This window comes from Vibrio sp. ES.051, assembly GCF_002563795.1.
Classification (GTDB): domain Bacteria; phylum Pseudomonadota; class Gammaproteobacteria; order Enterobacterales; family Vibrionaceae; genus Vibrio.
In genome coordinates this window covers 1,211,004-1,235,699 of sequence record NZ_PDJL01000004.1, presented here as the reverse complement: position 1 = coordinate 1,235,699, position 24,696 = coordinate 1,211,004, and the positions used below count along the sequence as shown (strand labels likewise).

At 43.2% G+C, this 24,696-nt stretch carries 25 protein-coding genes; 11 read left to right on the top strand and 14 right to left on the bottom strand.

Annotated features, from left to right (window positions below):
- Positions 1-44 precede the first annotated feature (44 nt).
- From ATG66_RS12130 to ATG66_RS12120, 3 genes are all read right to left on the bottom strand, one after another.
- Positions 45-1,706, bottom strand: coding sequence for a 4Fe-4S dicluster domain-containing protein (locus ATG66_RS12130; RefSeq protein WP_098415540.1), 1,662 nt, complete (start codon positions 1,704-1,706; stop codon positions 45-47).
- A gap of 276 nt (positions 1,707-1,982) precedes the next feature.
- Positions 1,983-2,603 carry a DUF3306 domain-containing protein gene (locus tag ATG66_RS12125; protein WP_098415539.1) on the bottom strand — a complete coding sequence of 207 codons (621 nt, stop codon included), beginning with the start codon at positions 2,601-2,603 and terminating at the stop codon, positions 1,983-1,985.
- Positions 2,593-3,057 (bottom strand): DUF3305 domain-containing protein, encoded by a 465-nt coding sequence (locus tag ATG66_RS12120; protein ID WP_098415538.1) that lies wholly within the window; start codon positions 3,055-3,057, stop codon positions 2,593-2,595. The genes ATG66_RS12125 and ATG66_RS12120 overlap by 11 nt, the downstream gene beginning before the upstream one ends.
- A gap of 336 nt (positions 3,058-3,393) precedes the next feature.
- Between ATG66_RS12120 and ATG66_RS12115 the strand changes: the two genes are divergently transcribed.
- Positions 3,394-4,218: a formate dehydrogenase accessory sulfurtransferase FdhD gene (locus tag ATG66_RS12115; RefSeq protein WP_098415537.1), complete on the top strand. Its 825-nt coding sequence runs from the start codon at positions 3,394-3,396 to the stop codon at positions 4,216-4,218.
- 238 nt (positions 4,219-4,456) lie between these two features.
- On the opposite strand, the gene ATG66_RS12110 is transcribed toward ATG66_RS12115, so the two are convergent.
- From ATG66_RS12110 to ATG66_RS12100, 3 genes are all read right to left on the bottom strand, one after another.
- Complete coding sequence (locus ATG66_RS12110) at positions 4,457-6,049, bottom strand: ABC-F family ATPase (protein WP_098415536.1); 1,593 nt, start codon at positions 6,047-6,049, stop codon at positions 4,457-4,459.
- Positions 6,050-6,274: 225 nt separating this feature from the next.
- Complete coding sequence (locus tag ATG66_RS12105) at positions 6,275-8,314, bottom strand: sensor histidine kinase (RefSeq protein ID WP_098415535.1); 2,040 nt, start codon at positions 8,312-8,314, stop codon at positions 6,275-6,277.
- Complete coding sequence (locus ATG66_RS12100) at positions 8,304-9,755, bottom strand: sigma-54-dependent transcriptional regulator (RefSeq protein WP_098415534.1); 1,452 nt, start codon at positions 9,753-9,755, stop codon at positions 8,304-8,306. The genes ATG66_RS12105 and ATG66_RS12100 overlap by 11 nt, the downstream gene beginning before the upstream one ends.
- A gap of 310 nt (positions 9,756-10,065) precedes the next feature.
- Here ATG66_RS12100 and ATG66_RS12095 point away from each other — a divergent pair, with 310 nt between their 5' ends.
- From ATG66_RS12095 to ATG66_RS12070, 6 genes are all read left to right on the top strand, one after another.
- Complete coding sequence (locus ATG66_RS12095) at positions 10,066-10,884, top strand: substrate-binding domain-containing protein (protein WP_098415533.1); 819 nt, start codon at positions 10,066-10,068, stop codon at positions 10,882-10,884.
- Positions 10,885-10,890: 6 nt separating this feature from the next.
- Positions 10,891-11,589 carry an ABC transporter permease gene (locus tag ATG66_RS12090; protein WP_098415532.1) on the top strand — a complete coding sequence of 233 codons (699 nt, stop codon included), beginning with the start codon at positions 10,891-10,893 and terminating at the stop codon, positions 11,587-11,589.
- Between the two features lie 43 nt (positions 11,590-11,632).
- Positions 11,633-12,352, top strand: coding sequence for an energy-coupling factor ABC transporter ATP-binding protein (locus tag ATG66_RS12085; protein WP_098415531.1), 720 nt, complete (start codon positions 11,633-11,635; stop codon positions 12,350-12,352).
- Complete coding sequence (gene mobA, locus ATG66_RS12080) at positions 12,330-12,917, top strand: molybdenum cofactor guanylyltransferase MobA (protein ID WP_179885649.1); 588 nt, start codon at positions 12,330-12,332, stop codon at positions 12,915-12,917. Before ATG66_RS12085 ends, mobA begins: the two co-directional genes overlap by 23 nt.
- Complete coding sequence (locus tag ATG66_RS12075) at positions 12,914-14,698, top strand: bifunctional molybdopterin-guanine dinucleotide biosynthesis adaptor protein MobB/molybdopterin molybdotransferase MoeA (RefSeq protein WP_098415529.1); 1,785 nt, start codon at positions 12,914-12,916, stop codon at positions 14,696-14,698. Before mobA ends, ATG66_RS12075 begins: the two co-directional genes overlap by 4 nt.
- Before the next feature lie 201 nt (positions 14,699-14,899).
- Positions 14,900-15,166 carry a DUF2960 domain-containing protein gene (locus tag ATG66_RS12070; RefSeq protein WP_098415911.1) on the top strand — a complete coding sequence of 89 codons (267 nt, stop codon included), beginning with the start codon at positions 14,900-14,902 and terminating at the stop codon, positions 15,164-15,166.
- Positions 15,167-15,257: 91 nt separating this feature from the next.
- Here the strand turns inward: ATG66_RS12070 and nagK are convergent, their stop codons facing one another.
- Together nagK and ATG66_RS12060 are read right to left on the bottom strand one after the other, a co-directional pair.
- Positions 15,258-16,166 (bottom strand): N-acetylglucosamine kinase, encoded by a 909-nt coding sequence (gene nagK, locus ATG66_RS12065; protein WP_098415528.1) that lies wholly within the window; start codon positions 16,164-16,166, stop codon positions 15,258-15,260.
- A gap of 174 nt (positions 16,167-16,340) precedes the next feature.
- Positions 16,341-17,090 (bottom strand): tRNA-uridine aminocarboxypropyltransferase, encoded by a 750-nt coding sequence (locus ATG66_RS12060; protein ID WP_098415527.1) that lies wholly within the window; start codon positions 17,088-17,090, stop codon positions 16,341-16,343.
- A 150-nt stretch (positions 17,091-17,240) separates the two neighbouring features.
- Between ATG66_RS12060 and ATG66_RS12055 the strand changes: the two genes are divergently transcribed.
- On the top strand, positions 17,241-18,086 hold the full coding sequence (locus ATG66_RS12055; RefSeq protein WP_098415526.1) for a sterol desaturase family protein: 846 nt from the start codon (positions 17,241-17,243) through the stop codon (positions 18,084-18,086).
- Positions 18,087-18,142: 56 nt separating this feature from the next.
- On the opposite strand, the gene ATG66_RS12050 is transcribed toward ATG66_RS12055, so the two are convergent.
- Entirely contained in the window at positions 18,143-18,361 is a 219-nt protein-coding gene (locus ATG66_RS12050) for a hypothetical protein (RefSeq protein WP_098415525.1), read from the bottom strand.
- Positions 18,362-18,410: 49 nt separating this feature from the next.
- Positions 18,411-18,791: a hypothetical protein gene (locus ATG66_RS12045; protein ID WP_098415524.1), complete on the bottom strand. Its 381-nt coding sequence runs from the start codon at positions 18,789-18,791 to the stop codon at positions 18,411-18,413.
- 461 nt (positions 18,792-19,252) lie between these two features.
- On the opposite strand from ATG66_RS12045, the gene ATG66_RS12040 reads away from it, so the two are divergent.
- Complete coding sequence (locus ATG66_RS12040; RefSeq protein ID WP_179885648.1) at positions 19,253-19,747, top strand: C40 family peptidase; 495 nt, start codon at positions 19,253-19,255, stop codon at positions 19,745-19,747.
- A 45-nt stretch (positions 19,748-19,792) separates the two neighbouring features.
- Here the strand turns inward: ATG66_RS12040 and ATG66_RS12035 are convergent, their stop codons facing one another.
- From ATG66_RS12035 to ATG66_RS12025, 3 genes are all read right to left on the bottom strand, one after another.
- On the bottom strand, positions 19,793-20,152 hold the full coding sequence (locus ATG66_RS12035) for a DUF3802 family protein (RefSeq protein WP_098415523.1): 360 nt from the start codon (positions 20,150-20,152) through the stop codon (positions 19,793-19,795).
- A gap of 192 nt (positions 20,153-20,344) precedes the next feature.
- Positions 20,345-21,307 carry a GGDEF domain-containing protein gene (locus ATG66_RS12030; RefSeq protein ID WP_098415522.1) on the bottom strand — a complete coding sequence of 321 codons (963 nt, stop codon included), beginning with the start codon at positions 21,305-21,307 and terminating at the stop codon, positions 20,345-20,347.
- The gene (locus ATG66_RS12025; protein WP_098415521.1) at positions 21,307-22,281 is read right to left on the bottom strand and encodes a response regulator; all 975 of its coding nucleotides are present in this window, start codon (positions 22,279-22,281) and stop codon (positions 21,307-21,309) included. The genes ATG66_RS12030 and ATG66_RS12025 overlap by 1 nt, the downstream gene beginning before the upstream one ends.
- 222 nt (positions 22,282-22,503) lie before the next feature.
- Between ATG66_RS12025 and ATG66_RS12020 the strand changes: the two genes are divergently transcribed.
- Both ATG66_RS12020 and ATG66_RS12015 read left to right on the top strand, forming a co-directional pair.
- Positions 22,504-23,370 (top strand): fructosamine kinase family protein, encoded by an 867-nt coding sequence (locus tag ATG66_RS12020; protein ID WP_098415520.1) that lies wholly within the window; start codon positions 22,504-22,506, stop codon positions 23,368-23,370.
- A 246-nt stretch (positions 23,371-23,616) separates the two neighbouring features.
- Positions 23,617-23,811, top strand: coding sequence for a CPXCG motif-containing cysteine-rich protein (locus ATG66_RS12015; RefSeq protein WP_098415519.1), 195 nt, complete (start codon positions 23,617-23,619; stop codon positions 23,809-23,811).
- A gap of 83 nt (positions 23,812-23,894) precedes the next feature.
- On the opposite strand, the gene ATG66_RS12010 is transcribed toward ATG66_RS12015, so the two are convergent.
- Complete coding sequence (locus ATG66_RS12010) at positions 23,895-24,500, bottom strand: riboflavin synthase subunit alpha (protein ID WP_098415518.1); 606 nt, start codon at positions 24,498-24,500, stop codon at positions 23,895-23,897.
- Positions 24,501-24,696: the final 196 nt, after the last annotated feature.

Sequence of the window (24,696 nt, the reverse complement as noted above, 5' to 3'; positions counted from 1 at the left end):
TCAGTTCTCAGTGTTTGTTCTTGTTGTGTCTCCACTGTGAGCTCCTAATATTTCAGTTGACTCATTGGGTCTTCAGCCATCGACTCAAACATGTCGACCACACGGCAGTCTTCACACATCGCGATGCGATTAATAGCCGCTTGATCGGAGAAGTGCGTATGCCCACGAAGCTTGTTTTGTAACATGTCAATCATGGACTGGGGCGCAAAAGGCTTGTGACAACGAATGCATTCCGCCGCCTTTTCTTCGTGAATCACCACCGCTTTCTGACGCTCTTCTTTTACCCAGTTCATTTGGGGAGTCAGCGTCAGTACATTTTCTGGACATGCTTTCTCACACAAACCACATTGGATGCAGTCTTGCTCGACGAATTTAAGCGAGGGAGATTGACCATCGGTATGCAGCGCGCGCGTTGGACAGACCGCGACACAGCTCATACACAACGTGCAGTCTTTGCTTTTGCAAGAAACCTTGCCGTAAGGCGCATTGGCAGGTAACTCCACCATGTTATCTACAGGAATACGAGATACTGATAATGCGTCTAATGCGGTGAACAAACGTTGACGCTTATTGCCTGGCAAATCACCTAAAGCCAAGTCAAAAGACTCAGTACAAAGGGTTGGTGCACCTTCGCGTAACGACTCTAGATACAGAATATCGATGGTTTCTTTTGCGATACCAAGTTGGTCAAGAAGTTCTTGAGCAATACCCACTTCAGTGTTGAGCACACGAATAATGGTTTGTGGCATATAACGCGAAGCCGCAAACAGAACCTGAGTGGCTCCGTTCACAAGTGCGGCAAACCAAGTATCGATTCCAATCGAAGGCAGTTCTTCTACCACAATTGGAATGACATTATCTGGTAGCGCTTTGAGTGCCATCACGTTGTAGGTTTCATGACGAGAGCTACAAATCAGCACGATGGGGTCTAAACCGCCCGCCTGCTCATAATTCGCGAGCGTGCGTTCAATGAATTTTTGCGTATCTTGCGGGTTTGGTAATGCGTAATGAATCGCTTCTGTCGGACACGCCGTCGCACACGTCCCTACGCCTTGACAAAGGTATGGGTTAATCTCGATGCGGTGGCCTGTTTTGTCACTGCCTTCACTCGATAGCGCGCCTGCCGGACAAGCATCGACACAACGCTCACAACCTTTCACGCCACGTGAACTGTGCGCACACAAATCAGTATCTAAACGGAAATATTTGGGTTTATCGAAGGTTCCCATCAGTGTTGGGATTTCTTCTAACGCTTCAGCCAGTTTTGGATAACCACGACCTACTGGATAATACCCCGGGACAGGCACTTCTTCCGACATACAACTGTTAAGGCAAAGATCAAGTACGATATCAAAACAGTCGCTGTTGATGGCTACTTTTGCTAGGTTGTTGATCGAGTCGTTATTTTCGATAATGACTTCGAACGTACCGAGGAACCCAGAAACCTGCACCGAGTTTGCATAGTAAAGACCTTGGGTCGTCCCTTTTTCACCATCGGTAGAAAGCAGCGTTAAGCTATTCATTTGTGACAATTGCGCCGCTGCACTCTCAATAATTGCAGTTGGGCCAACAATCAAGGTGTTACCGCCACTTTCATAACTAACGGTTGGTGGAATAAGGTTCATCAACTCTACGGTATTTTCGCAAGCGTAGCGCCTCGCTTTACCGTTATTGGAAGTCGCTTGTTCTAATAGTTTTTTCAACATTGCTCAATTCCATTTATAAATATGGATAGTCTTTTCCATCTATCATTGTAGTTAGCGCCAGAGATTCTGCTGATTAACTTATGGGTGAAAAGTCTCAGTGGCTCAGTACTAATATCAATGAGATTGGTATTAAACAATGTTTAGCAAGTGCTGTGCCAATAAAATAAGCTTTTAATTTCAACGCTTTACATATTTGACGGACAATTTATAGGGACAAAAAAACCGGATGAGACATTTTGTCCCATCCGGTTCATTGAGTATTTAGTCAAAATGTACCTATTGTTTGTGTGGTATATTTTGTCCCATGTCTTCAGGCATCAATTTACCTTCTAAAGTATCACCTCTTGAAAGCGCTGTATTTTTATCCGAATCTGTTTCATCTTGGTGCGTGGTGGCGCTTGTTTCGCCCTGCTTAATATCCTCTGATAAAACTTCCTTATCAGCATCAATAGCTTGAGTGATCTCTTCCGGCGGTTCTTCTTCTGTTTGCTCTTTCACCCAATCACGCAAAGTCTCAGCGACCTCCTGAGACAGAGACTTCAAATTACTATAATCGTCATCGTAATCATCGAGCCCATCACGGACATTAAACTCTTCAGACAAAAACAGCTTACGCAGTGCGGTTTTTTTTATGCTTTCAGACGCCTCAGAAACCAATAAGCTTGCAATCGACATCTCTTCTGGTTGTTCATTTTCAATGTCAACGACTGTTGTAGTGTCTTGAGTGGCTTCATTGAATTCAGAGTTGTCTAGGGAAACAGTGGTACTTGGCGTTAGCGTTTCACTCACGCTCGCTGGTGCTTTTTCTTCTTCAACCGGTGTGATTTCTTCATCACCTAAGTTTGAGGATTCTTCTAATTTACGTTTCGACCAACGGCTTAAAAAACTAGTTGCCATTTGCTCTCCCCGCTCCTTTACGTTTCTTTCGTCTTGTTTCTAACAACTCACCATGACGCCCTATAAAGGCTTCCATCCACGCTTGAACGGCTAATGGCATATCATTAGATAATACTAGGTTATCACCGTCCATGTATTGAGCCGCGACGGATTGCGAAGCCGTCAAGAGCTGTATTGTTGGCTTTTCACCAGACTCAACATTATCCATCACTAGGAAAAGCTTAGGTTGCTGAGAGCTTAAATTAAATCGGTAGTCGGTGCGTTCATCTTTGTGCAGTTGCAACCAACAAACGTCCGGAGTCTCTTCTGTCGGATTCAGCGCAAACCCCGTTAACTGCCATTGGGTGGTAACCCAAATCCCCGTACTGATTTCATGCTCAACAAGTTCAACCCCAATCAACCACTCATCTTCAGTTTTCTTGTATTTTGTTTCAAACTTTTTCTTATCCGACATAGCTCACCCAGCTTTCTATTTTGGTCCAAAAACGGAGACGGAAAGGACATCTTGACCTTTACTTTTTTTAACCATTTCATGGTTGGATAGCAATATCCGAGCCAGAAATTATTCTCAGGACTCTCGTTAGTTAAGACCATAAATACCAAAGTAGTCGAAACTCTAATTCATTGATGTGTCATTACTGCGAACTCGCAGTTTTAATGCGCCGTGGGTATAAAACTTCGCATTTTTTGTAGTAAACGCTATTTTGGAATGAGACTTGCTTTGTAAACCGTGAAATAAACGAAAATATTTGATGGGGTGAATCGCCCTCTCAACGACTAGGATAGGACTGTGCTAAAACCAAATATTATTAAAACCAGTGAAAATCCCCTGCAAACCATTGAAGTCGACGTTTACGATGAATATGGAGAAAAGCTTACCAAACAAATCGCCTGTGAGCGCCCTCTAACGGTAATGCTAAACTGGAGAGAAGTAGTGACATTAATGACGCTGGGGTCGCGTCCTGAAGCCTTGGTGCTGGGGTATTTAAAAAACCAGAGTTTCCTGTCTGATCCTGAAGCGATTGAATCGGTTATCATTGATTGGGAGACGCACTCTGCGGCGGTGATAACCAAAGAAAATACTGAGCACCTAGAAGGCGCACTTAAAAAGAAAACCGTCACATCTGGATGTGGTCAAGGCACCATGTACGGCAATGTCATGAAGCAGCTTGAGGATTATCAGGTTCCCCAAGTACCACTGAAACAATCGGAAGTTTATGCCGCTTTAGAAGCACTAACCCATTACAATGATACGTATAAAAAAGCCGGAGCCGTGCATGGATGTGCGGTTTGCAAGGGTAATGAAGTGTTATCTTTTGTCGAAGACGTTGGTCGTCATAATGCGGTTGATACCCTTGCGGGTGAGATGTGGCTCGAACAAGAAACCGGTGAAAATAAAATTTTCTACACAACTGGTCGCCTTACATCAGAGATGGTTATTAAAGTCGCTCAAATGGGTATTCCCGTGCTTCTTTCTCGCTCTGGAGTAACACAAATGGGACTCGACCTCGCGAAACAATTTGGTATTACGACCATCGCTCGCGCTAAAGGTCTACGCTTCCAAGTATTCACTGGTGCAGAAAAAGTTGAGTTTGATGTAAAAGGTGAGCAATAACGCCTTGCTAAATCATCAGATGATATAAACTAACGATACGGACTCACAAAGGATGTGGACGATGGACAATGACCAACTGTGGAATTTTTTGCTCACACCAAGTGGCATTATGCTTTCGATGATCATTACATTTGGTCTCGTTGGGATTTACGCTTACTTAACGGGCCAATTTAAGGATTAAAGCCACAAAAAAAAAAGACCTCATTATGAGGTCTTTTTACTTTTACTTAATTCGCGATCACTCATCCACACTACGTGATTTCAGGTACTCAGCATAAGTGCCTTTGAAATCGATGATCTTACCCTTACGGATTTCGAGAATACGTGTAGCGAGAGAATCAACAAAGACTCGGTCGTGCGATACGAAGAACAGCGTACCTTTGTATTCTTCAAGTGCATTGTTCAATGATTCGATGGATTCCATATCCATGTGGTTGGTTGGCTCATCCATCAGTAGCATATTTGGTTTGTGCATCATTATCTTACCAAGCAGCATACGACCTTGTTCACCACCAGATAGGACTTTTACTGATTTTTTGATGTCGTCTTGACCAAACAACATACGCCCAAGGAAGCCACGAACCACTTGCTCGTCATCCCCTTCTTGACGCCATTGACCCATCCAATCAGTTAGGTTCATGTCTTCGGCAAAGTCGTGGGCGTGGTCTTGAGCATAGTAGCCAATATTTGAGTTTTCAGACCATTTATATTGACCAGTGCGAGGCTCTAGTACACCAGCAAGCGTGTTAAGTAGTGTCGTTTTACCCACACCGTTTTCGCCGATGATGGCAACACGTTCACCGACTTCAAAGATGGCATTGAAGTTAGTAAATAAATCGTTTTCAAAACCCTGACTTAGGTTTTCTATAACCAGAGCGTTACGGAACAGCTCTTTCGATTGCTCAAAACGAATGAATGGGTTTTGGCGACTAGATGCTTTAACTTCGTCAAGTTTGATCTTATCAATTTGCTTAGCACGTGATGTCGCTTGTTTTGCTTTCGATGCGTTGGCAGAGAAACGTGCAACGAAAGTTTGTAGCTCAGCAATTTGTGCTTTCTTTTTTGCGTTGTCGTTAAGTAGACGCTCACGGACTTGAGAAGCTGCAGTCATGTATTCATCGTAGTTACCTGGGTAAATGCGCAGCTCACCGTAATCTAAGTCTGCCATATGGCTACATACTGAATTTAGGAAGTGACGGTCGTGCGAAATAATGATCATGGTGCAGTTACGTGCGTTCAGCGTATCTTCTAACCAGCGAATCGTGTCCATATCCAAGTTGTTGGTTGGCTCATCAAGCAGCATAACGTCTGGGTCTGCGAATAGGACCTGCGCTAAAAGCACACGAAGTTTCCAGCCCGGCGCTACTTCACTCATTAGGCCGAAATGTTGCTCCATCGGGATGCCAACCGCCAGCAAAAGCTCACCTGCTTTTGCTTCTGCCATGTAGCCATCCATCTCAGCAAACTGAACTTCGAGATCCGCGACTTTCATGCCGTCTTCTTCGCTCATTTCTGCTTGAGAGTAAATACGGTCACGCTCTTGCTTCACTTCCCATAGTTCTTTATGGCCCATGATCACGGTATCAATAACTGTAAATTCTTCGTATGCGAACTGGTTCTGATTTAGTTTCGCCACACGTTCATTCGGGTCGTAACTTACATTACCACTGGTTTGCTCAAGCTCACCGCTGAGGATCTTCATAAAGGTTGATTTACCACAACCATTAGCTCCAATTAAGCCGTAGCGATTACCTTCGCCGAACTTAACTGAAATGTTTTCGAATAACGGCTTTGCGCCGAATTGTTGTGTAATATTCGCAGTGGAGATCAAAACCTATACCTTAGTACTTTGGGTGTATTGAGAAAAACCGCGCAACGGTACTTGTTCGAGCTACATACTGCAAGTGTTGTTTTTATTAATTCATTATTTGGCAACGTGACCTAAGCCTTCACGCAGAATGAAGCCGCCTGATCTTTAACTCATTTTTAAATTAAAAAAGGATCAGTATCGTCACTCATCCTTTTCTAGGGTTCATACTGTTGCTTATACGATCTTCTAGCCGATATTCGTTACTTCCAATAACATTTCAGCTTTGTTCGGTAAGTAGATACTAAAAGTGCTGCCTTTCCCCCACTCCGATTCAACCTTAAGCTCACCGCCTGTTTGGCTAAGGGTACTTTGGGAGACAGACAACCCCAACCCAGTTCCATCACGTTTAGTCGTATAAAATGGTGAAAAAATCCGGCTTAGATTTTCTGGCTTAATCCCACAACCCTCGTCGGTCACGTGGATCGCTGCACCTTTTATTTCTCCACCTTCGATCCAGTCTTCGCTCATGACGGTTAACTTACCTTTACCGTTCATCGCATGAATAGCGTTCATTTGTAAGTTGACCAAAATTTGCAGCAAATGGTGACGATTGATCTCGACAGATGTATGCGCTCGCAGATCGGCCACAAACTCAATATCACGCTTCTTAGTCCCTGTTTTTACCAACGTAATGCTTTCATCAATGATAGGGTTAATGTGCTGCCATGTGATCTCATCTTGCACTCCACCCTGACGACTGTATTGCAACAAACTGCGGGTAATATTTCGGATGCGATCAATTTGTGCGTGAATCGCATCAATCTCTTCCTGAACTCGGCTCGCATCCTCACCAAGTTCAAAATGAATCAACTCTATGTTTCCTAGGATTACCGCCGTTGGGTTATTAATTTCATGCGCGATGCCCGCCGTTAGCTCGCCTAATGCCGCGAGTTTTTCGTGCACAACTAATTTATGACGCGTTTGATTAAGTAATTGAATATGCAGCTCAAGCTCATTGGTCTTTTCACGTAGGCTTGCCGTTCGCTCTTGAACCTTGCCTTCAAGCTGTGTAGCAGAGCTTTTTAGCTCACTCTTACGTTGTTCTAACGCATCTAACATGTCATCGAATTGTCTCGCTAATTGAGCGAGCTCATGGTGTTCATCTAAACCCAGTGGGCCAATGCGCTTTTCTTTACCTTGTTGAACTTGCTTAACTACCTTGTGAATACGCTCGATTGGTCTAAACAGCTCTTGTGACCCCCGATAAACAATCACGCCCGATATCAATAGCAGCATCAGAGTAATCACGCTGATTTCAGCAATATTCGTCATGTACGCTTTGACAAAGGGCCACATCAAGTAGCCGGTGTAAAGCATTCCAATCACATTATCGTACTGATCTTTGATTGGCTGGTAAGCCGTGATGTACCACGCGTCATAAACATATGCCCGGTCGACCCACTGCTCACCTTTTGTAAGAACGTGGTTGTAAACGTCGGTACTCACTCGCGTACCGACGGCACGCCCTAGACGGTGGTCACTATCCAACGGCACGTTGGTGCTGACTCGTAAATCGTCTAGGAATACCGTCAACGTTCCGACAGGGCGCAAACGATCATTATCGCTGAGATAAATTAAATCACGGATTTGATCAACCAATACGGTGCTGTTATTCAAGAGCAAGCCGCCATCAAGAAAACCGATTAAGTCGTTGGCTTGGCTATAAACAGGAATAACCGTCCGACTGACTAAACCGCGAGCTTCCACTCTTCCATCAGCGAGAATCGGCACCTCAGAACGTTTAGCCAAGTTGGGGGTAAGCCGTTCTAGTTCTGCTTTATTGAGCACATCAAAAAAGGACTCGCGCTTGGTGAGATCCATAAAACGAAACTTGTTTTCCATCGAGTTAACTCGTTGGAAAGAGAGAAAATCTAACCCGTAGCGTTTTTTTTGCTGGGTCACCCAAACTTGCAGTTGTTCTTGCGGCATCTCTTGATTAATACGAATGCGAAAATCGTAGGAATCGGCAAATGCGCGTACGTAATTTGCCTGCTTTTGCTGCAACAATGTCACACTGTTGTTCGCAACCCCCAATCGCTCTGATACATCAAGCAACGCATTTTGCCATGTGTAATGAATTGACCAGTAAATGGTGATGCCTATTAAGGCAATTAAAGTGAGGAAAATAGGCGCAGAGGTTAAGATCAATAAGCGATAGCGCACCATCGTTTTAAGGCGGTGCGTCCATTTCGACAGCCCTTTGCGCTGCTGGACGCTAGTTGTCATATTCCTCATCCTCAGAATCCCATTCTTTATATTTGCGCTCTAAGGTTTTGCGGGCCACTCCCAATTCACGTGCTGCGGCTGATTTATTGCCTTCATATGAGTTAACAACTTGTTGGATATGGGCCTTTTCGACTTCTTTTAATGTCCAATGGGTTGGGTAACCTTCACCCGTAAACTCTTTACCTTCCTTAAAAGTTGGTAGTTCAGCAGAGTGTGAGACGGTAATCGAAACATTAGGAAAAGACTGCCCACTGTTCAGTTCTCGCCAGTAATGTGCAGGCGGTTTGCCGAGCAAAATACAACGTTCAATCAAGTTTTTGAGCTCACGAATGTTGCCCGGCCAATCGTATTCACTCATTGCTTCCATATCTTCATGCGCCCACTTTGGCGAGGACGTGCCGAGCTCGCGAGTGAGCATATTACTGAAAAAAGGTACTAACTCGAACAAATCCGTTTTACGCTCACGCAGTGGGCATACTTCTATTTTCAACACATTTAAACGGTAATACAGATCGCTACGAAAGTTGCTCTGATTCACTTCGTCTTGTAGGTTTCGGTTGGTCGCAGCGACAATTCGTACGTCAATGCTGATTTCTTTTTCAGATCCAACGGGCCGGATCGTGCGTTGCTCTAACACACGTAGTAATGACGCTTGCATTGCTAACGGCATTTCACCGATTTCATCTAAGAATAAGGTGCCACCATTGGCGACACGGAATAAACCTTCACGAGCTTTCTTCGCTCCCGTAAAAGCCCCAGATGTATGACCAAACAGCTCGCTCTCTAATAACTCTGGCGCAATCGCCCCACAGTTAATTGGCACGAAGGGCCCCGTTCGTCCACTGACTTGATGGAGACCTCTCGCCACCAGCTCTTTACCTGTTCCCGATTCTCCCTCGATCAAAACAGAAGCTCGAGATGGTGCAAACTGGGTTATAAGCTGCTTGAGTTGACGTGTTTTCTCTGAACCTCCGATGATTTCTGACGTGTTATATCGTTGATAGTCACGTTTCATCGCATATTGCATGCGCTCATTCAAGCGACGATCCATACAGCGGCTCACCGCTTTTAACATCTGCTCAAGATTAAAAGGTTTAAGAATAAAATCTGAGGCCCCAAGCTGGAGTGCACGAATGGCGATTTCCAGATCGGCATAACCAGTCATGAAAATCACATCAGCGCGTTTATCGTCATCTTCAAAGGCTTCTTCCCACTCAATCCCTGAACGACCAGGCAAATTAATATCGAGTAAGATTAAATCATAGTGGCGAGAATTACGTAGCAACTCCGCTTCTTCGATACTGCCTGCGGTATCGACATGAGAAAAAAGCTTACCGAGTGCTTTTTTTAAAATGGCTTGCATGCCTAATTCATCATCAACAACCAGTACCGAAAAAGCGTTGTAGTGTTGGTTTGTACTAATATGGGATTGAGTAGACATATTTACCCTAGATGGATTCCGATGGGACAGAGTGTACCAAGTTAAAGCAGAGATACCCTACAAAAAGTGCGACATTTTGTACCAACTCAATTTTTTGTGCAAATAAGTCCATGAATCCGCGCATAAATCGAACATTTTGGCCTTGTAATAGGTTGGCATCTTGTTTGCTATGTAAAAGTATCCAAGTCATCTCAGATATTCGAGTCCCCCTGAGGTAACTTGTGATTTAAGCCCGTAAGATGGCCTAGGACACTTCTTAATCATCATGATGTTAGAAGTCACAAAAATCATAAGAAAGGAACACTTAAAAATGAAAAAAATGGCGCTAACGCTGGCCGCAACGTCAATCACGCTTGTAAGCTACTCTGCATTTTCTGCTCTAGAAGCAGAACACGTTCGCTTAGCAACCACGACCAGCACTTACCACTCTGGACTACTGGATTACCTACTACCACAGTTTGAAAAAGACACAGGCTACAAAGTCGATATCATCGCGGCGGGCACAGGTAAAGCGCTCAAAATGGGCGAAAATGGCGACGTGGATTTAGTCATGACCCACGCACCAAAAGCGGAAGACACATTCGTCGAAAAAGGCTACGGCGTACTTCCACGCAAATTGATGTACAACGATTTCGTGATTGTTGGCCCTAAAGCCGACCCTGCCACCATCAAAGATGAGCAGTCTGTTCTTGATGTATTCAAAGAGTTCGCAAACCAAAATACGACCTTTATCTCTCGCGGTGATGACTCTGGCACACATAAAAAAGAAATGGGCTTTTGGGCACAAACCAAAATCGAACCAAACTTTGGCGGTTACCGTAGCGTAGGTCAAGGTATGGGGCCTACACTAAACATGGCGTCGGAGATGCAAGGCTACACGATGACGGATCGGGGCACTTGGTTGGCTTATCAAAACAAGTTGGATTTAGAGATACTATTCCAAGGTGATGCAATGCTATTTAACCCTTACCAAGTGATTCTTGTGAACCCTGAACGTTACCCGACAATTAACTATCAAGGTGCAAAAGCATTCAGTGACTGGTTGGTTAACCCACGCGGTCAGGAGCTAATCAATCGCTTCCGTCTCAACGGTAAACAACTGTTTGTTGCTAATGCAGAAAGCAAATAACGCAATATGAATCTTGCTGATACAACAGTAGAAGCGCTTCGCTTACTGGTGAATTTTGATGCAAACTTATGGGAGATCGTGGCGGTCTCCTTTAGCGTTTCTATCACGGCGATATCCTTGGTGGTCTTGCCTGCTATTTTGATGTCTTTTGTTCTTGCTTACACAAACTTCCGAGGTAAGTGGTTCTTGCTTTCGATCGTCAATACCCTGCAAGCAATACCAACGGTGGTAATTGGTTTATTGCTGTATATGTTGCTATCAAGAGCAGGTCCTTGGGGTGGATGGCAAATGCTCTTTACGCAAAAAGCAATGATTTTCGGCCAAATGATCATTTGTTTCCCGGTGTTGGTGTCCATGATGCATGGAGCGTTGCAATCTAGTGACCGACGTGCAGTTGAAACCGCGATTACGTTGGGCGTTTCCATTCCTCGCGTTGCAGCGACAATGATTTGGGAAACTCGGTTTCCCCTACTTGCAGCCATTATTGCGGGTTTCTCACGCATCGTGACTGAGGTGGGCTGCTCAATGATGGTTGGGGGTAATATTATGGGTGTGACTCGCAATATTCCGACCGCAATCGCAATGGAAAGTAGCAAAGGCGCCTTTGCAGAAGGAGTAGCGTTAGGGATTGTATTACTATCTTTAGCATTGGCACTAAACTTTTTCTTATCCAGCATGAGAGGCAAAGGCTACCTAAGAACATGACCTCCACAATCGACTCGCTATCAAACCAACGTAAGGCCGTATTATGACGATAAAAATCACTGCCGAGCAATTGTCTATGCGCTTTAAAGAGCGTGTGCTTTTCCACATCCCAGAACTCGCCATCGGGCCAAACGATGCCATTTATCTCAAGGGGGACAATGGTGTGGGCAAAACGACCCTACTTAAAATCCTCGCGGGTCTGCTAAAACCTTCAACAGGTAACGTGGTCGCACCAAAAGATACGTGGCTGAAAAGGCAAACACGCCGCAATGGTCGTGTCGATGTGATTTACCTCCATCAATCTCCGTATTTGTTCGACGGTACCGTTTTTGAGAACGTAGTGTATGGTGTAAAATATCAACAAGACACACCAAAAGATAAGCGAGCTCAAGTTATTAACGCGCTACGCATGGTAGGTTTAGAGACTTTAGCAGATGAGCACATTTCTGTTCTGTCTGGCGGTGAGAAGCAACGCGTTGCAATGGCACGGGCATGGATTTTAAAACCCTCGATTCTATTGATGGATGAACCGAGCGCATCACTAGATAAAGAGTCGATTGAAAGATTAGTCGTCATGGCGAAAGATCTTTTAGATAGAGGATCGAGCATCGTAGTGACAAGCCATCAAGCCAACGCCCTCACCGACCTATGTAAAAAACAGTGGTGGATTAAAGACAAGACTTTGATAGAGTCTCCTCTGTTGTATGTCATACCAAAAGAAACATCCCAAGAGAACGCATATGCTTCAACCAACACAAACTAGTTGGGTCATTTTGGCTGGTGGCCAAGCCAGCCGCATGGGTGGAAAAGACAAAGGTCTGATCGAATTAAATCAAAAACCACTCATCGAACACGTTATTGAACGATTATCGCCACAGACTCCACGTATTCTCATTAATGCAAACCGAAACCAAGAGGCTTACCAAAAGTTTGGTTTTGTGTTCAGCGATCAATTCAAAAATTTTCCTGGTCCTATGGGGGGCATCCACGCAGGCCTGGTCCATGCTGATACCGATTGGGTTGGCTTTGTGCCTTGTGATAGCCCTCAAATCAATACCGATTTAGTTGAACGCTTTTGCCAAGCGGCGAAAGAAGATAGCGATATTTTGGTCGCGCATGATGGCGATCATCAACAGCCAGTGTTCACGCTATACCACAAACGCGTACTACCAAAACTGACGGCATTCCTCGAGCGAGGTGATCGAAAAATCATCTTACTCTACAAAGAATGCAACACCAGTTACGTTGACTTCAGCGATTCACCAAACTGTTTCGTCAACCTAAACACTCCAGAAGAACTGGCACAATTTGGACAACTAGAATCATGAAATACACGTTAAATATTCCTATTCTTGGTTTTGCGGCTTATTCAGGCACTGGTAAAACTACGTTGCTAGAAGCACTACTGCCAACACTCACCGAAGCGGGGTTGCGTATTGGTATGCTGAAGCACGCACACCACAACTTCGATGTCGATCAGCCGGGTAAAGACAGCCACCGCCTTCGCAAAGCTGGCGCATCTCAAATGTTGATTGCATCTCGCAACCGATTTGCGTTAATGACAGAAACGCCAGAAACCGAAGCCGAGTTTGAATACCTACTGACGCGCTTTGATGAAGACCAACTTGATGTGCTCTTGGTTGAGGGCTGCAAAAATATCGCTTTTCCTAAAATCGAACTACATCGCGAAGATGTCGGCAAACCTTGGCTCTACCCTCATGATGAAAACATCATCGCGATTGCTTCAGACAGCGGCCAACTCGATTCTGAACTGCCGCAAATGAGCATCAATGATTTGGATGCCATCGCTCAGTTCATTCTCCAATACGTTCAAGGTGCAAAAGCACCAGCATCAAATGAGAAAGAAAAAGAAGCCGCATGTTGTGACACTCTTTCTCCCGCTTTCCTTTCCGTGCTTCAAGGCCAAGAAAAGATTCTCTCGTTGGTCAATCCCGTTAAAGAAGTCGAAGCATGCAAAATTGAAAATGCCTACGGCCGCGTTCTTGCGGAACATATCGTTTCACCAGTAAACGTACCGCAGTACACCAATTCAGCGATGGATGGTTATGCTATCCGCAGTGATGATGTTGACCGCGATAGCTACCAAATCGTCGCAGAAGTGATGGCTGGCCATGCCTATGATAAAGTTTTAGAAATCGGCCAAGCGGTGAAAATCATGACAGGTGCACCAACACCGATTAACGGTGACACCGTGGTCATGCGTGAACAAGCGACCCAGAAGAGTGACAATGTCACCTTTGATAATGCGAGCATCAAAGTGGGTCAAAACGTGCGTCAAGCGGGTGAAGATCTCGCGATTGGCAGCGAGGTATTTACTGCTGGCACTCGCCTCAGCCCCCCAGAAATGGGCATGATCGCTTCGTTAGGTTTTGACAAAGCAAATGTCTTCCGCAAGTTGAAAGTGGCGGTGTTCTCTACCGGTGACGAAGTGCAAGCGCCGGGGACAGAGCAAAGAGCGAATTCTATTTACGATTCAAACCGTTTTACTATTATAGGTATGCTTGAAAAGCTCGGCTGTGAGATCTTGGATTTCGGTATTCTCGAAGATAATGAACAGCGAATGATTGAGGCGCTAGAAAGCGCTTCAGCGCAAGCGGATGTCGTGATGACTTCTGGTGGTGTCTCTGTGGGTGATGCTGACTACATCAAATTAGCGCTGGATAGGTTAGGCCAAATCGATTTCTGGCGTATCAACATGCGGCCAGGCCGTCCATTGGCATTTGGTCAAATCAATCATAAGCCATTCTTTGGTTTGCCAGGCAACCCGGTGGCAGTAATGGTCTCCTTTATTAACTTTGTTGAACCTGCGCTACGTAAGATGCAAAGTGAACAAAACTGGAAACCACTGAAAGTAAACGCAATTGCTACTGAGAACCTGCGTTCTCGTCAAGGTCGTACTGAATTCAGCCGGGGTATTTATGAATTAGATGAAACCGGACGATTAACGGTTCGAACAACTGGCAAGCAAGGTTCTGGTATCTTGCGCTCAATGAGTGAGGCGAATTGTCTTATCGAGATATCGCCCGCTGTCGATACCGTAAAAATGGGAGAAAGCGTGACAATTATCCCACTTCAAGGCAGAATCTAACTTTTAGTTTGACTAGAAAGTCGTTCGCAAAGGTCAGCATTGCTGACCTTTCGTTTTTAACAAAGCAATCTCGTTTATCACTGTGACTGGAAATCAACACCATTAACCATTGGCATTTTGATGGCCGATTACTCACTCCATATTGTGGTGAGTCACTTGCTTTGGCTAAAGACACTTATAAAATATATTCGAGAGATAACTATGGCTCGCACCATTCTTTACACATACAAAAACGAAGACAAAGAACTGACGTTTTCTTACCAACAGCACCGCAACATTCAGGAAGCCGTCGCTGAAGCTGAAGGGATCGACATTTCTGAATACCTAAAGATGGAACAGCAAATCGAAGCGGTTTCAGACACCAAAGCAGTCCGTAACTACCGCGACAACCACTTCAAAAAGCTTGGCTTTACTAAAATCACTCTCGCTCAAAAAGAAAACTTGGGTGTAGGTAAAAAGAACAAGTAAGTTCAGCTTAACAATCAAAACTAAAAAGCCCTGTCGTGATTCGACAGGGCTTTAAATTTTTGGCGCGATTGAATTTCAGCTCAACGAGTATTTATTTGATATTTAGGAAGGCAGCGCCACGTACACCGCCTGAATCACCGTGTTTTGCCTTGATGATTTTCGGACACTTCGCCACTGACAAAAGATGCTTTGGAATACGTTTTGGCATCTCTTCGTAAATCAACTCAAAGTTAGATAAACCACCACCAAGAACGACAACGTGCGGGTCCGTCGCAGTGAAAATATTCGCAAGACAGATAGCGAGCAGCTCCATAAAGCGCTCAACATGTTCGACGGCGTTTGCTTCACCCTCAGCATTTGCTTTGATGATATCGATCGCTTTTTTCTCTTCACCGTAGTAATGCTCGTACAGAAGCTCGAAGCCACGACCTGATAGGTAACTGTCTAAACAACCTTTTTTGTCACAACCACAGCCTAGTAACGGCGCATTGTCACCAAGATGGAACCAAGCATCGATAGGTAGGCGAGTATGACCCATCTCTCCCGCTACGTGGTTACGACCGGAAAATACTTTACCTTCGTAAACCATGCCGCCACCAAAGCCAGTCCCTAAGATCAACCCAAGTACAGAAGGCTCGTCTTGTAACTCTTCATCCCATGCTTCTGAAAGCGCAAAACAGTTCGCATCATTCTCAATTTTTACGCTGCGACCAATTTTAGCTTCAAGATCAGCCCGCAGTGGTTTGCCTTTTGCTGCAGGCACGTTAACCGTTAGAACGGTCGCGTCATCCGCATCTTCCATGCCTGGCAAGCCAAGACCAATAGTACCTTCGCAACCAAATTCGGCATCGTACTTGTTTACCAATTCTGCAATCGTTTCAACCAATAGAGCATAGTTCTCTGTTGGTGTCGGTACGCGCTCTGTTGCTACACGCTCAAGCTTATCGTTAAATGCACCAAACTCAATCTTAGTGCCACCGACATCAAAGCCGTAATACATGTACTTCTCTCCTAAAAATGCTTAAACGACTCCCAACATTAACTGGAGTCAAAAAGTATAAACTTTTGGCATTATCCATATCTGTACGCCTGCAAACCGTGACCAAATGCAGATTTATCTCCTCATCGAGGCAAGTTGAACAACAAGCCATCAACAAAAGTTCATTCCTTAGAGTCAGCTCTCGGTTTTGATCCATGCTTTGAAACGTTTCAGATGAGGCCGATTAGGGTCGGTTTTAACACGGGTTTTGGTCAACATGTACGTTTCACGAAAGGCTTCAAACCACAGCTGGAGGCATTCTGAAGCTTTATGCTCACCAGCTAACTTTAGAACTAAGGTTGCGACTTCTGCGGTGGAAAGGTGTTGCTCGTTATCAGAGCGACGCATGATGTATTCTGACAAAGATTCCGGCTCGATAGATAAGACAGGCAATGATTGCAAGAACTCTGAACAGCGAAAAATCTTTCTTGCTTCACGCCAACTGCCATCAATGAAAATCAATAGCCATTTCTTATCCTGGTTTTGGTGTTTTTGTAAACGCTCGAAGTTTAAATCGTCAACTAAACGAGACGAGTCATCAACATAATCAGCCGGGAATACAACCACAGGTTGGAAACTATCATCGCCTAATAATGCGATCATTTCTTGTGAGGGTTCTGTGCGGTTCCATTGATACACATACGTTTCTTGAATCGTATCAGCTATCAAGCGGCCCGTGTTACTTGGCTTAAACACTTCATTTTCAGACACTATCAACATGCACGCTATATTTGATTCAATGTTGGGCTGTAATTCACACAGACAATGTTGCTCAGAAACCTGACAATATTGACATCGAACCACTTTACACCCTCGTGCATTAAAAGGTTTCGTTGAGATAGATTGTCGATACTGAAGTAAGCGATGGAAAGCGTGAATTCTCATGAGTAGTAATGCCACGTAAAAAATAGAACGCGATTCTACTGGGATAATGCGTTAGCCTCAAGGTAAGGTCTCAACGCCCCTCGTTTAATTCTGAAAGCATTTAACGAAATACTCGGTCTATGGCAAAGTAAAGAAAAAAGGAAATTCTCAATGACAGAAACGATGTTTGACGACCCATCATGGATAAGGCTAGGTTTTTTTATTGGGGTATTGCTGCTTTGTACCTTTTGGGAAAATGCGCTACCACGGAAAAATCTTAGCGTGTCACGGATTTTTCGTTGGGCTAACAACCTTTCTCTTGTGGCTCTCAATAGTATTATTATCGCCGTTGTGATGCCGATTGCTGCATTTCAATCAGCCATAATTACAAATGAGAACCAGTGGGGATTGTTTCACTTACTTTCCCTACCGAGTTGGCTGAATATCATCTTGTCGGTATTATTTCTCGATTGCATCATTTACCTTCAGCATATTGTTTTCCACAAAATAAAACCGCTTTGGAAGCTCCATCGTATGCATCACGCCGATTTAGATATTGATGTCACTACTGGTGCACGCTTTCATCCCATTGAAATACTTTTATCGATGGTAGTCAAAATAGGAGCTGTTTTTGCTTTAGGCGTCTCCCCGCTGGCAATCGTGGTGTTTGAAATAGTACTAAACGCCAGTGCCATGTTTAATCATAGCAATGCGAAATTGCCACTTCCTGTTGATGCATGGTTGAGGAAGCTCGTTGTTACGCCAGATATGCACCGCGTACACCACTCTGTGATTGCCAAAGAAACTCATTCCAACTTTGGTTTCTTTCTTTCGGTATGGGACCGCTGGTTTGGCACCTATCGGGCACAACCAGAATTAGGTCATGATGGCGTAGTGATTGGAATTCCGGAAATACGAGATAAGCAAGAACAAAGGCTTGATAAACTGCTCACTCAACCCTTTCGCTATCGTGAACAGCGACAGAGTGAAAAGGAATCAAGCAGAGTGGAGAAATAAGGATAAGTAACCAGTACAGTTGGTGTTCCAGCTTTGGGAAGCTCATCCGTATTATTCTAACCCTCGCTCAATTGGCGCTTTTTGTTCAACTGAGTGACACCAATAAGTAATCCAATGCTTCCCAGTACAACACAAATTAATGCATTTATGTTTAATTCTTGTTCCGTTTCAAGCGAGGTATATACAAAAACAAGACTAAAAAAGAGAGTACCAAAACTTAACCCTGTTAATGCACTCAAGGCGGCGAAACTGGCCAAGTCTTTAAAGTTGTTCATAACGAATCCCTGTTAATAATCCTTAATTTATATAAATGAGCACTAAAAGTTAACGAAATATCTGGCGTGACTGTTGGTGCTTACGTGCGCTCCATAGCCAAATGGAGACACCGATCGAGAAGCCCAAAAACAGTGTTTTCATTTGCAAAGCGGTATTGTTATCTAAAACTTCCAATGTGTATTGCGCATGAGAACTGAAAATAACATTGGTCACTAGGAGTAATAGCATTAAGACCAGTCCTACTCTACGATGCCTGATAAGAAGGTAAGCTGCCAACAAATCCAAAATGCCCAATACACTCCAATAGATATTTAACCAACGCGGGGCAAAATCATACGGTAAAAAACCATCGACAACGTTGTCATAAATATGAGCCACACCACCGATTGTTAAAAAAAGGCATAAGAGAAACACTACGAATTTATCCATCTTCGTTTCCTTATTTTAATTAATGGCGAAGAGCATATAGAACTAATCAACCAATTTATAATCTTGTCGCCATTTTTGAGAGCAATCATGCCTTTATGTCGACAATCACAAGGTCTCTGTCGTTTTATTAACACAGAACACCCTGCGCCGCTTAAATCATCAAAGAAGAAAAATGAAGACTATACGCCTCGCTTTATCAATAGTTAAGTACAGATTACATTTTATGTTTAATGCAACTGGTTTTTTATATAACATCGCTTGTTAATGCCCTGCGAGCTGCTCAACTAGTGAATATATTGCGCTGACAGCGTGAATCTGTGAGAGTGAAAAAACGTATTTTTTTGCGTTACTATTGGGAGTGAGTCAGCTTTGTGATGCTTCCATTACAGAAGTGGAACAAACCATAATTTTCAATGCATAGATTGCTTGTGGCATGAATACTACAGTTATGAACCATAAAGATGAAGACGGATGATTTGCATCGTATATATTTTCCTTTGATACTAAGTGCTCTATTAACAGCCTGCTCGTCAGGACCTGACTTTAGTGAACGAGATCAAATGATAACGCCAACTCACCAACTATTGTCCGATAATCCAGATTTATTCCAATTTTACAATGAGTGGCATGGCACGCCCTATCGCCTTGGTGGCACTCAAAAATCTGGTATTGATTGCTCCGCATTTGTTCAAAAGGCCTTTATCGAGGCTTATCAATACTCATTACCGAGGACAACAAGGCAGCAATCAAAGCAAGGTGTTGAATTGAGCTGGACAGACGCTAAGCAAGGTGATTTGGTTTTTTTTAAGACAAGACGAACGATATATCATGTTGGAATCTACTTAGGTAATAAGCAGTTTATGCATGCCTCAACGTCTAAAGGTGTGATTATTTCGAGAATAGATAACCCTTATTGGGCCTCTAAGTTCTGGCAAATAAGAAGAGTGACATTGTAACTCTTCTTATTTGATCGACGAGAAATAGTTTTGTTTTAAGCTGTTTTAATCCAATAAAGATCGGTCGTACGTTGCCACAGCGGTATCAAACAGATTTTTTACCAAAGAGATATACTCATCTAAGAATGCAATCTGCTCGTTAGTTGCTTTTTTATTCCAAACACCAGCAAGGACTTCGCCAAGGTCTTCAACTACCGCATCGGCTTCTTTCAGTAATTTAAAGCGTACGCTTGAGTGAAGCTCTGGGTTCTGTTCAAAAAGAGCCATGATGTTCGAAGCTACCATGTCGGTTACTACATCTTCGATGCTTTCAGTTCCAATATCGCCAATTTCAGTCGTAAAAATATCTAGATTTAGCGACAAGTGCTCGATAAGAGCGAGATATCCATCGGTTTCTACAACCACTGTTTTTCTCCGTTTATTGCAAGCCTTCGAAGCTGAAAGCGAAATAGTTTCAATAGTAAGACATGCCGAGAAAATTTCATTAACTTATTTCATATTAATAAACATTCACAAACTAAGTGGATGATTTTCGACCTGGTATGCGTTCATTCAAAAAATTGAAAGCACGGAATGTGTAGTGAAACCGTCTGTTATTCAGTCGCTTTCATGCGCGCAGGTTTGATTACGACCATTTTCTTTGGCACGATACAAAGCAGCATCGGCATTCTCAAGCCATTGAGTATGAGTTTCAAAATAAGGTTTATATTCGCAAACACCAATACTTATCGTGTAATTAATCAAAAAATCTTCCACTTTCACGATCTCTTGCTCAATTCTTCTACGTAAACGTTCGGCAAAGTAGCAAGCTTGCTCTTGGTTCGTATGGGGAAGCAGCACCGTAAACTCTTCACCGCCAAAACGGCCACATACGTCGCTGCTCCTTGCTGTTTTTCTCAACAAAGAAGACGTGCGACGAATAACTTCGTCTCCAGTCGGGTGGCCATAAGTGTCATTGACCTTTTTAAAATGGTCGATATCGAAAATGACTAGTGAGCATCGCGAGTCGATTACTTTTAATTGAGCGAACTCTTCTTTTAAGGATTGCTCCCAGTAAGCACGATTAAATAAACCTGTTAAACCGTCTTTGCGACTGATTTCTGACAAATGTTGATTTGTTTCTTTTAAGTGAATACGGCTTCTCGCTGTTTCGGAAACATCATTTATTTGTATCGCGATATGACTCACCTCCCCAGAAAGCGCCCTTAAAGGGGTAATAACGATGTCTTGATACATGAACTCTATGCTGTTTGAAACCGGAGAAAAGTTGTTAAATTTAAAAAGGTAACGTCGGTTTTCCCAACTAGAAAATGAACGAGTTTCGAGATCGGCGGCGGTTTTAATTTTGGTTTCTAGCCAAGCTCTAGGTAACTCTTCAAAATGGTCAAATAGACTTTCACCGAGAATATCTCGAGACAATACCCCACTGTATGACTGCATAAAACTGTTCCACACACAGACTTTATGCTCTTGGTCGAGTACGATCAGTCCTGAGTCCATTGTATCTAAAATTTGTGTAACCCAATGAAAGTCGGCTATGTCCAACGCAATATCGGACATTATATTAGCTCCATGATTTCATAGATAATTTCTACAGATGGCTTGTCAATTAAAAACAGAACCTCGCACTCAAAATCAAGTGCTTCTGCCATATAGGTATATTCGATAGTAAAGAGCTCGCCTGACTTACCTTGGTCTTCATTATATGGAGTTAATGTGTCAATGATGTTTGGCTGGCGAAGTGAGAATTGCTTATCAAGTTGACTGCCCAGTGAAGTGAGAAAAGAAGAAACCAAGAGATTAGAGACGTTCAGAATAATTTCATTATGTGGCGTAAACTCCAAACGATAACCTAACTTTTCACCGATTTGATTGATGTCTTTACCTCGAAGGCAAACTAACGCTTCTCCGTGAATCCCACCGCCGACAAAACGTTGAGCGACGGCAACCGAACCATCTCGGCCAATCACATCCACCAACATCATATGAAGTTCCCCATAAGATAAAGGGCCTACATGGGGAACAGGCAACTGAATGAACTCTTGTAAATGGTCAGCCATAATTGCTGCGCCTTTACCGAGCGATATATTAGCAACCTCTCGAAACTTTGCTAACGAAGAGATCTCTTCTCGTGATTGAGTCTCTAAGCTAAGAGTAACGATGGGTTTAAATGCGTAATGGAGCCCAAGCTGCTCATAAAGCGGTATCACCTGCTCTTCTGACAAGGGCTTAGCAATAAAATCGAGCGCACCCAGATCAATACAACGTTGTTTCGCTTCTTTTTGAACATCGCCGGAAATGATGACTATTTTAGTGGGATAACTGCTGACAGGTAGCGACTCTAAAACCTCAAACCCATCCATCATAGGCATCGTCAAATCGAGGAACAAAATATCAATATTTTGCTCTGCGAGAATATTAAGCGCCTCATGCCCGTCTTGAGCTTCAAGAAGGTGCAATGATGTATCTTGTACAATGGAGCGAGCGATCAGCTTTCTTGCAACCGCCGAGTCATCACATATAAGTATTTTCATGTCACCATGGAACTAATGTCAAAAAAATAATAATACCTGTTGTATACGTGCAGCTCCATATGCTAAGTCGATAAATCATAGGCTTATAAGCGATTTGATTCACATTTATATAAATTGACTAGCAAAATAAAAACTTTCTTGCCCAAGTATGCTCAACTTAGCGTCAACACTTCGCTATTTATCCTAAACTATTGGTGGTCAAATAGATTCGCGAGGTTTTGTATGTGGCAAGCAATATCGCAACAGCTTTCTGATACGTTGTTATTCGAATATCAAATCGCCGAAAAAGTAAGGCTGTCTGGTGGAGATATCAGTGAAAGCTATATGATCAATGACGGTGAACAACGGTATTTCGTAAAAATTAACGACCGTGAGTTCTTATCTAAATTTGAAGTTGAAGCAGAAAGTCTGCACTTGTTACGAGAAACGTCCACTCTTTTTGTCCCAGAGGTTGTTCTAGTTGGTAAAACCAAGAATAACTCTTTTCTTATCCTTAATTATCTCCCTACTAAACCACTAGAAGATGTCAAAAGTAGCTTCGCATTCGGGCAACAACTGGCGCAACTCCATCAATGGGGAGAGCAAAAAGAGTTTGGGTTTGATACCGATAACTATCTTGGCTCGACCCTACAACCAAACAAATGGCATAAAAAATGGTGCGTGTTCTTTGCTGAGCAGCGAATTGGTTGGCAGTTACAACTACTCAAAGAGAAAGGCGTTACCCTAATTGATATCGAAGAGTTTATTGACGTCGTGAAACAGCTTTTGGCAAATCATAACCCTGCCCCCTCATTACTACATGGTGATTTATGGAATGGTAATGCGGCATTAACGGCTTTCGGTCCTATTTGTTATGACCCTGCTTGTTATTGGGGCGATAGAGAGTGTGACATCGCAATGACGGAACTTTTTGGCGGATTCAATACTGCATTTTATCAAGGTTATGAGTCTGTTATGCCACTATTGCCAGGTTATCAAGACCGTAAAGACATCTACAATCTTTATCATATTCTTAATCATTGTAATTTATTTGGAGGCCATTACTTGGAACAAGCACAACAGACGATCAATAAAATTATTTCTTACTGATTTGGAAGGCATTAATCATTTCAAAATGTAAAATATCGAGGCATATCACTCCGGATATTGACCCCAAGTTCAAGGTTGAGTTTGGGGTCAAGTTTTGTACTTATTTCGACTCAATTAGCAACAACTCCACCTAATATCAAAGAAGACTTAACTTTAGATTGTGCCTCTTTCCTTGTAGGCAAAGTAAGTCTAGGGCTGTACTTCTATAACAAGTTTGCCAAGCCCTGCGAGACTAGGAGTTGTTGCATGAAAAATTATACTGAAAGACATGTGAAGTGTCCGCACTGTGGGCATTCGATCGGCATCACATTAGATGCGAGTAATGGTGATCAAGAGTTTTATGATGATTGCCCAGCATGTTGCCACGCAATCCACTTAAACTTGCGTGTAGATGAACTACAAGAGAAGATTGAATTGTTTATTGATGATAATTACGAATAAAAACTCAAATACAACCAAAATAAAAATGACAGAAAATTAAATTCGAAAAAGGAGCGATATAGCTCCTTTTTCATATTCTAACGTTATTTCGCAGCCAGAACTCGCTCAACCGTATCAACTATAGCTTGAGTCTGTGGATCAAATTCAATGTTAACGCGCTCTCCCACATTTCTCATGCCAAATAATGTTCTTTGTAGCGTTTCTGGAATCAAGTGTACCGAGAAGCGGCGCTCCTCGACTTCACCAATCGTGAGTGAACATCCATCCAGACCAATGTAGCCTTTGGCGAGTACATACTTCATTGCATCTTGCGGTAGTTTAAACCAAATCGTGCGGTTATTTGGCGTATCGACAATGTCAACAATATCCGCCATCAAACTAATATGGCCCGACATATTGTGGCCACCAATTTCATCACCAAATTTTGCTGCGCGCTCGATGTTAACGCTGTCACCTTCCACCAAAGCCCCTAAATTGGTTAATGCTAACGTCGCTTGCATCAAATCAAAGTGGATGAGGTTTCCCACTATTTGGGTTACGGTTAAGCAACAGCCATTGTGTGCAACTGATGCGCCAATCTCTAGTCCCTCACTCAGTTTGCCATTTAACTCGACTACGTGCGTTTGAAAGCGCTCTTTCCTATCAATCTGGACAACCTTAGCCGTACCTTGAACTATTCCTGTAAACATTATTTTTTACCTATTAATATAAACGTATCATGAACTAAGCAAACGTTTATTCAGTGTTCTTCACTATTCGCTGTCTAACTATAGAATATAGACATACAATTGTTTATCATTCGCGCGGAGTTTCTCCGAGGCATTTTTTCACCTTATAGTGATTAAAATCAACCATCAGATCAGTGCATCACATCTTTTGTCTTCG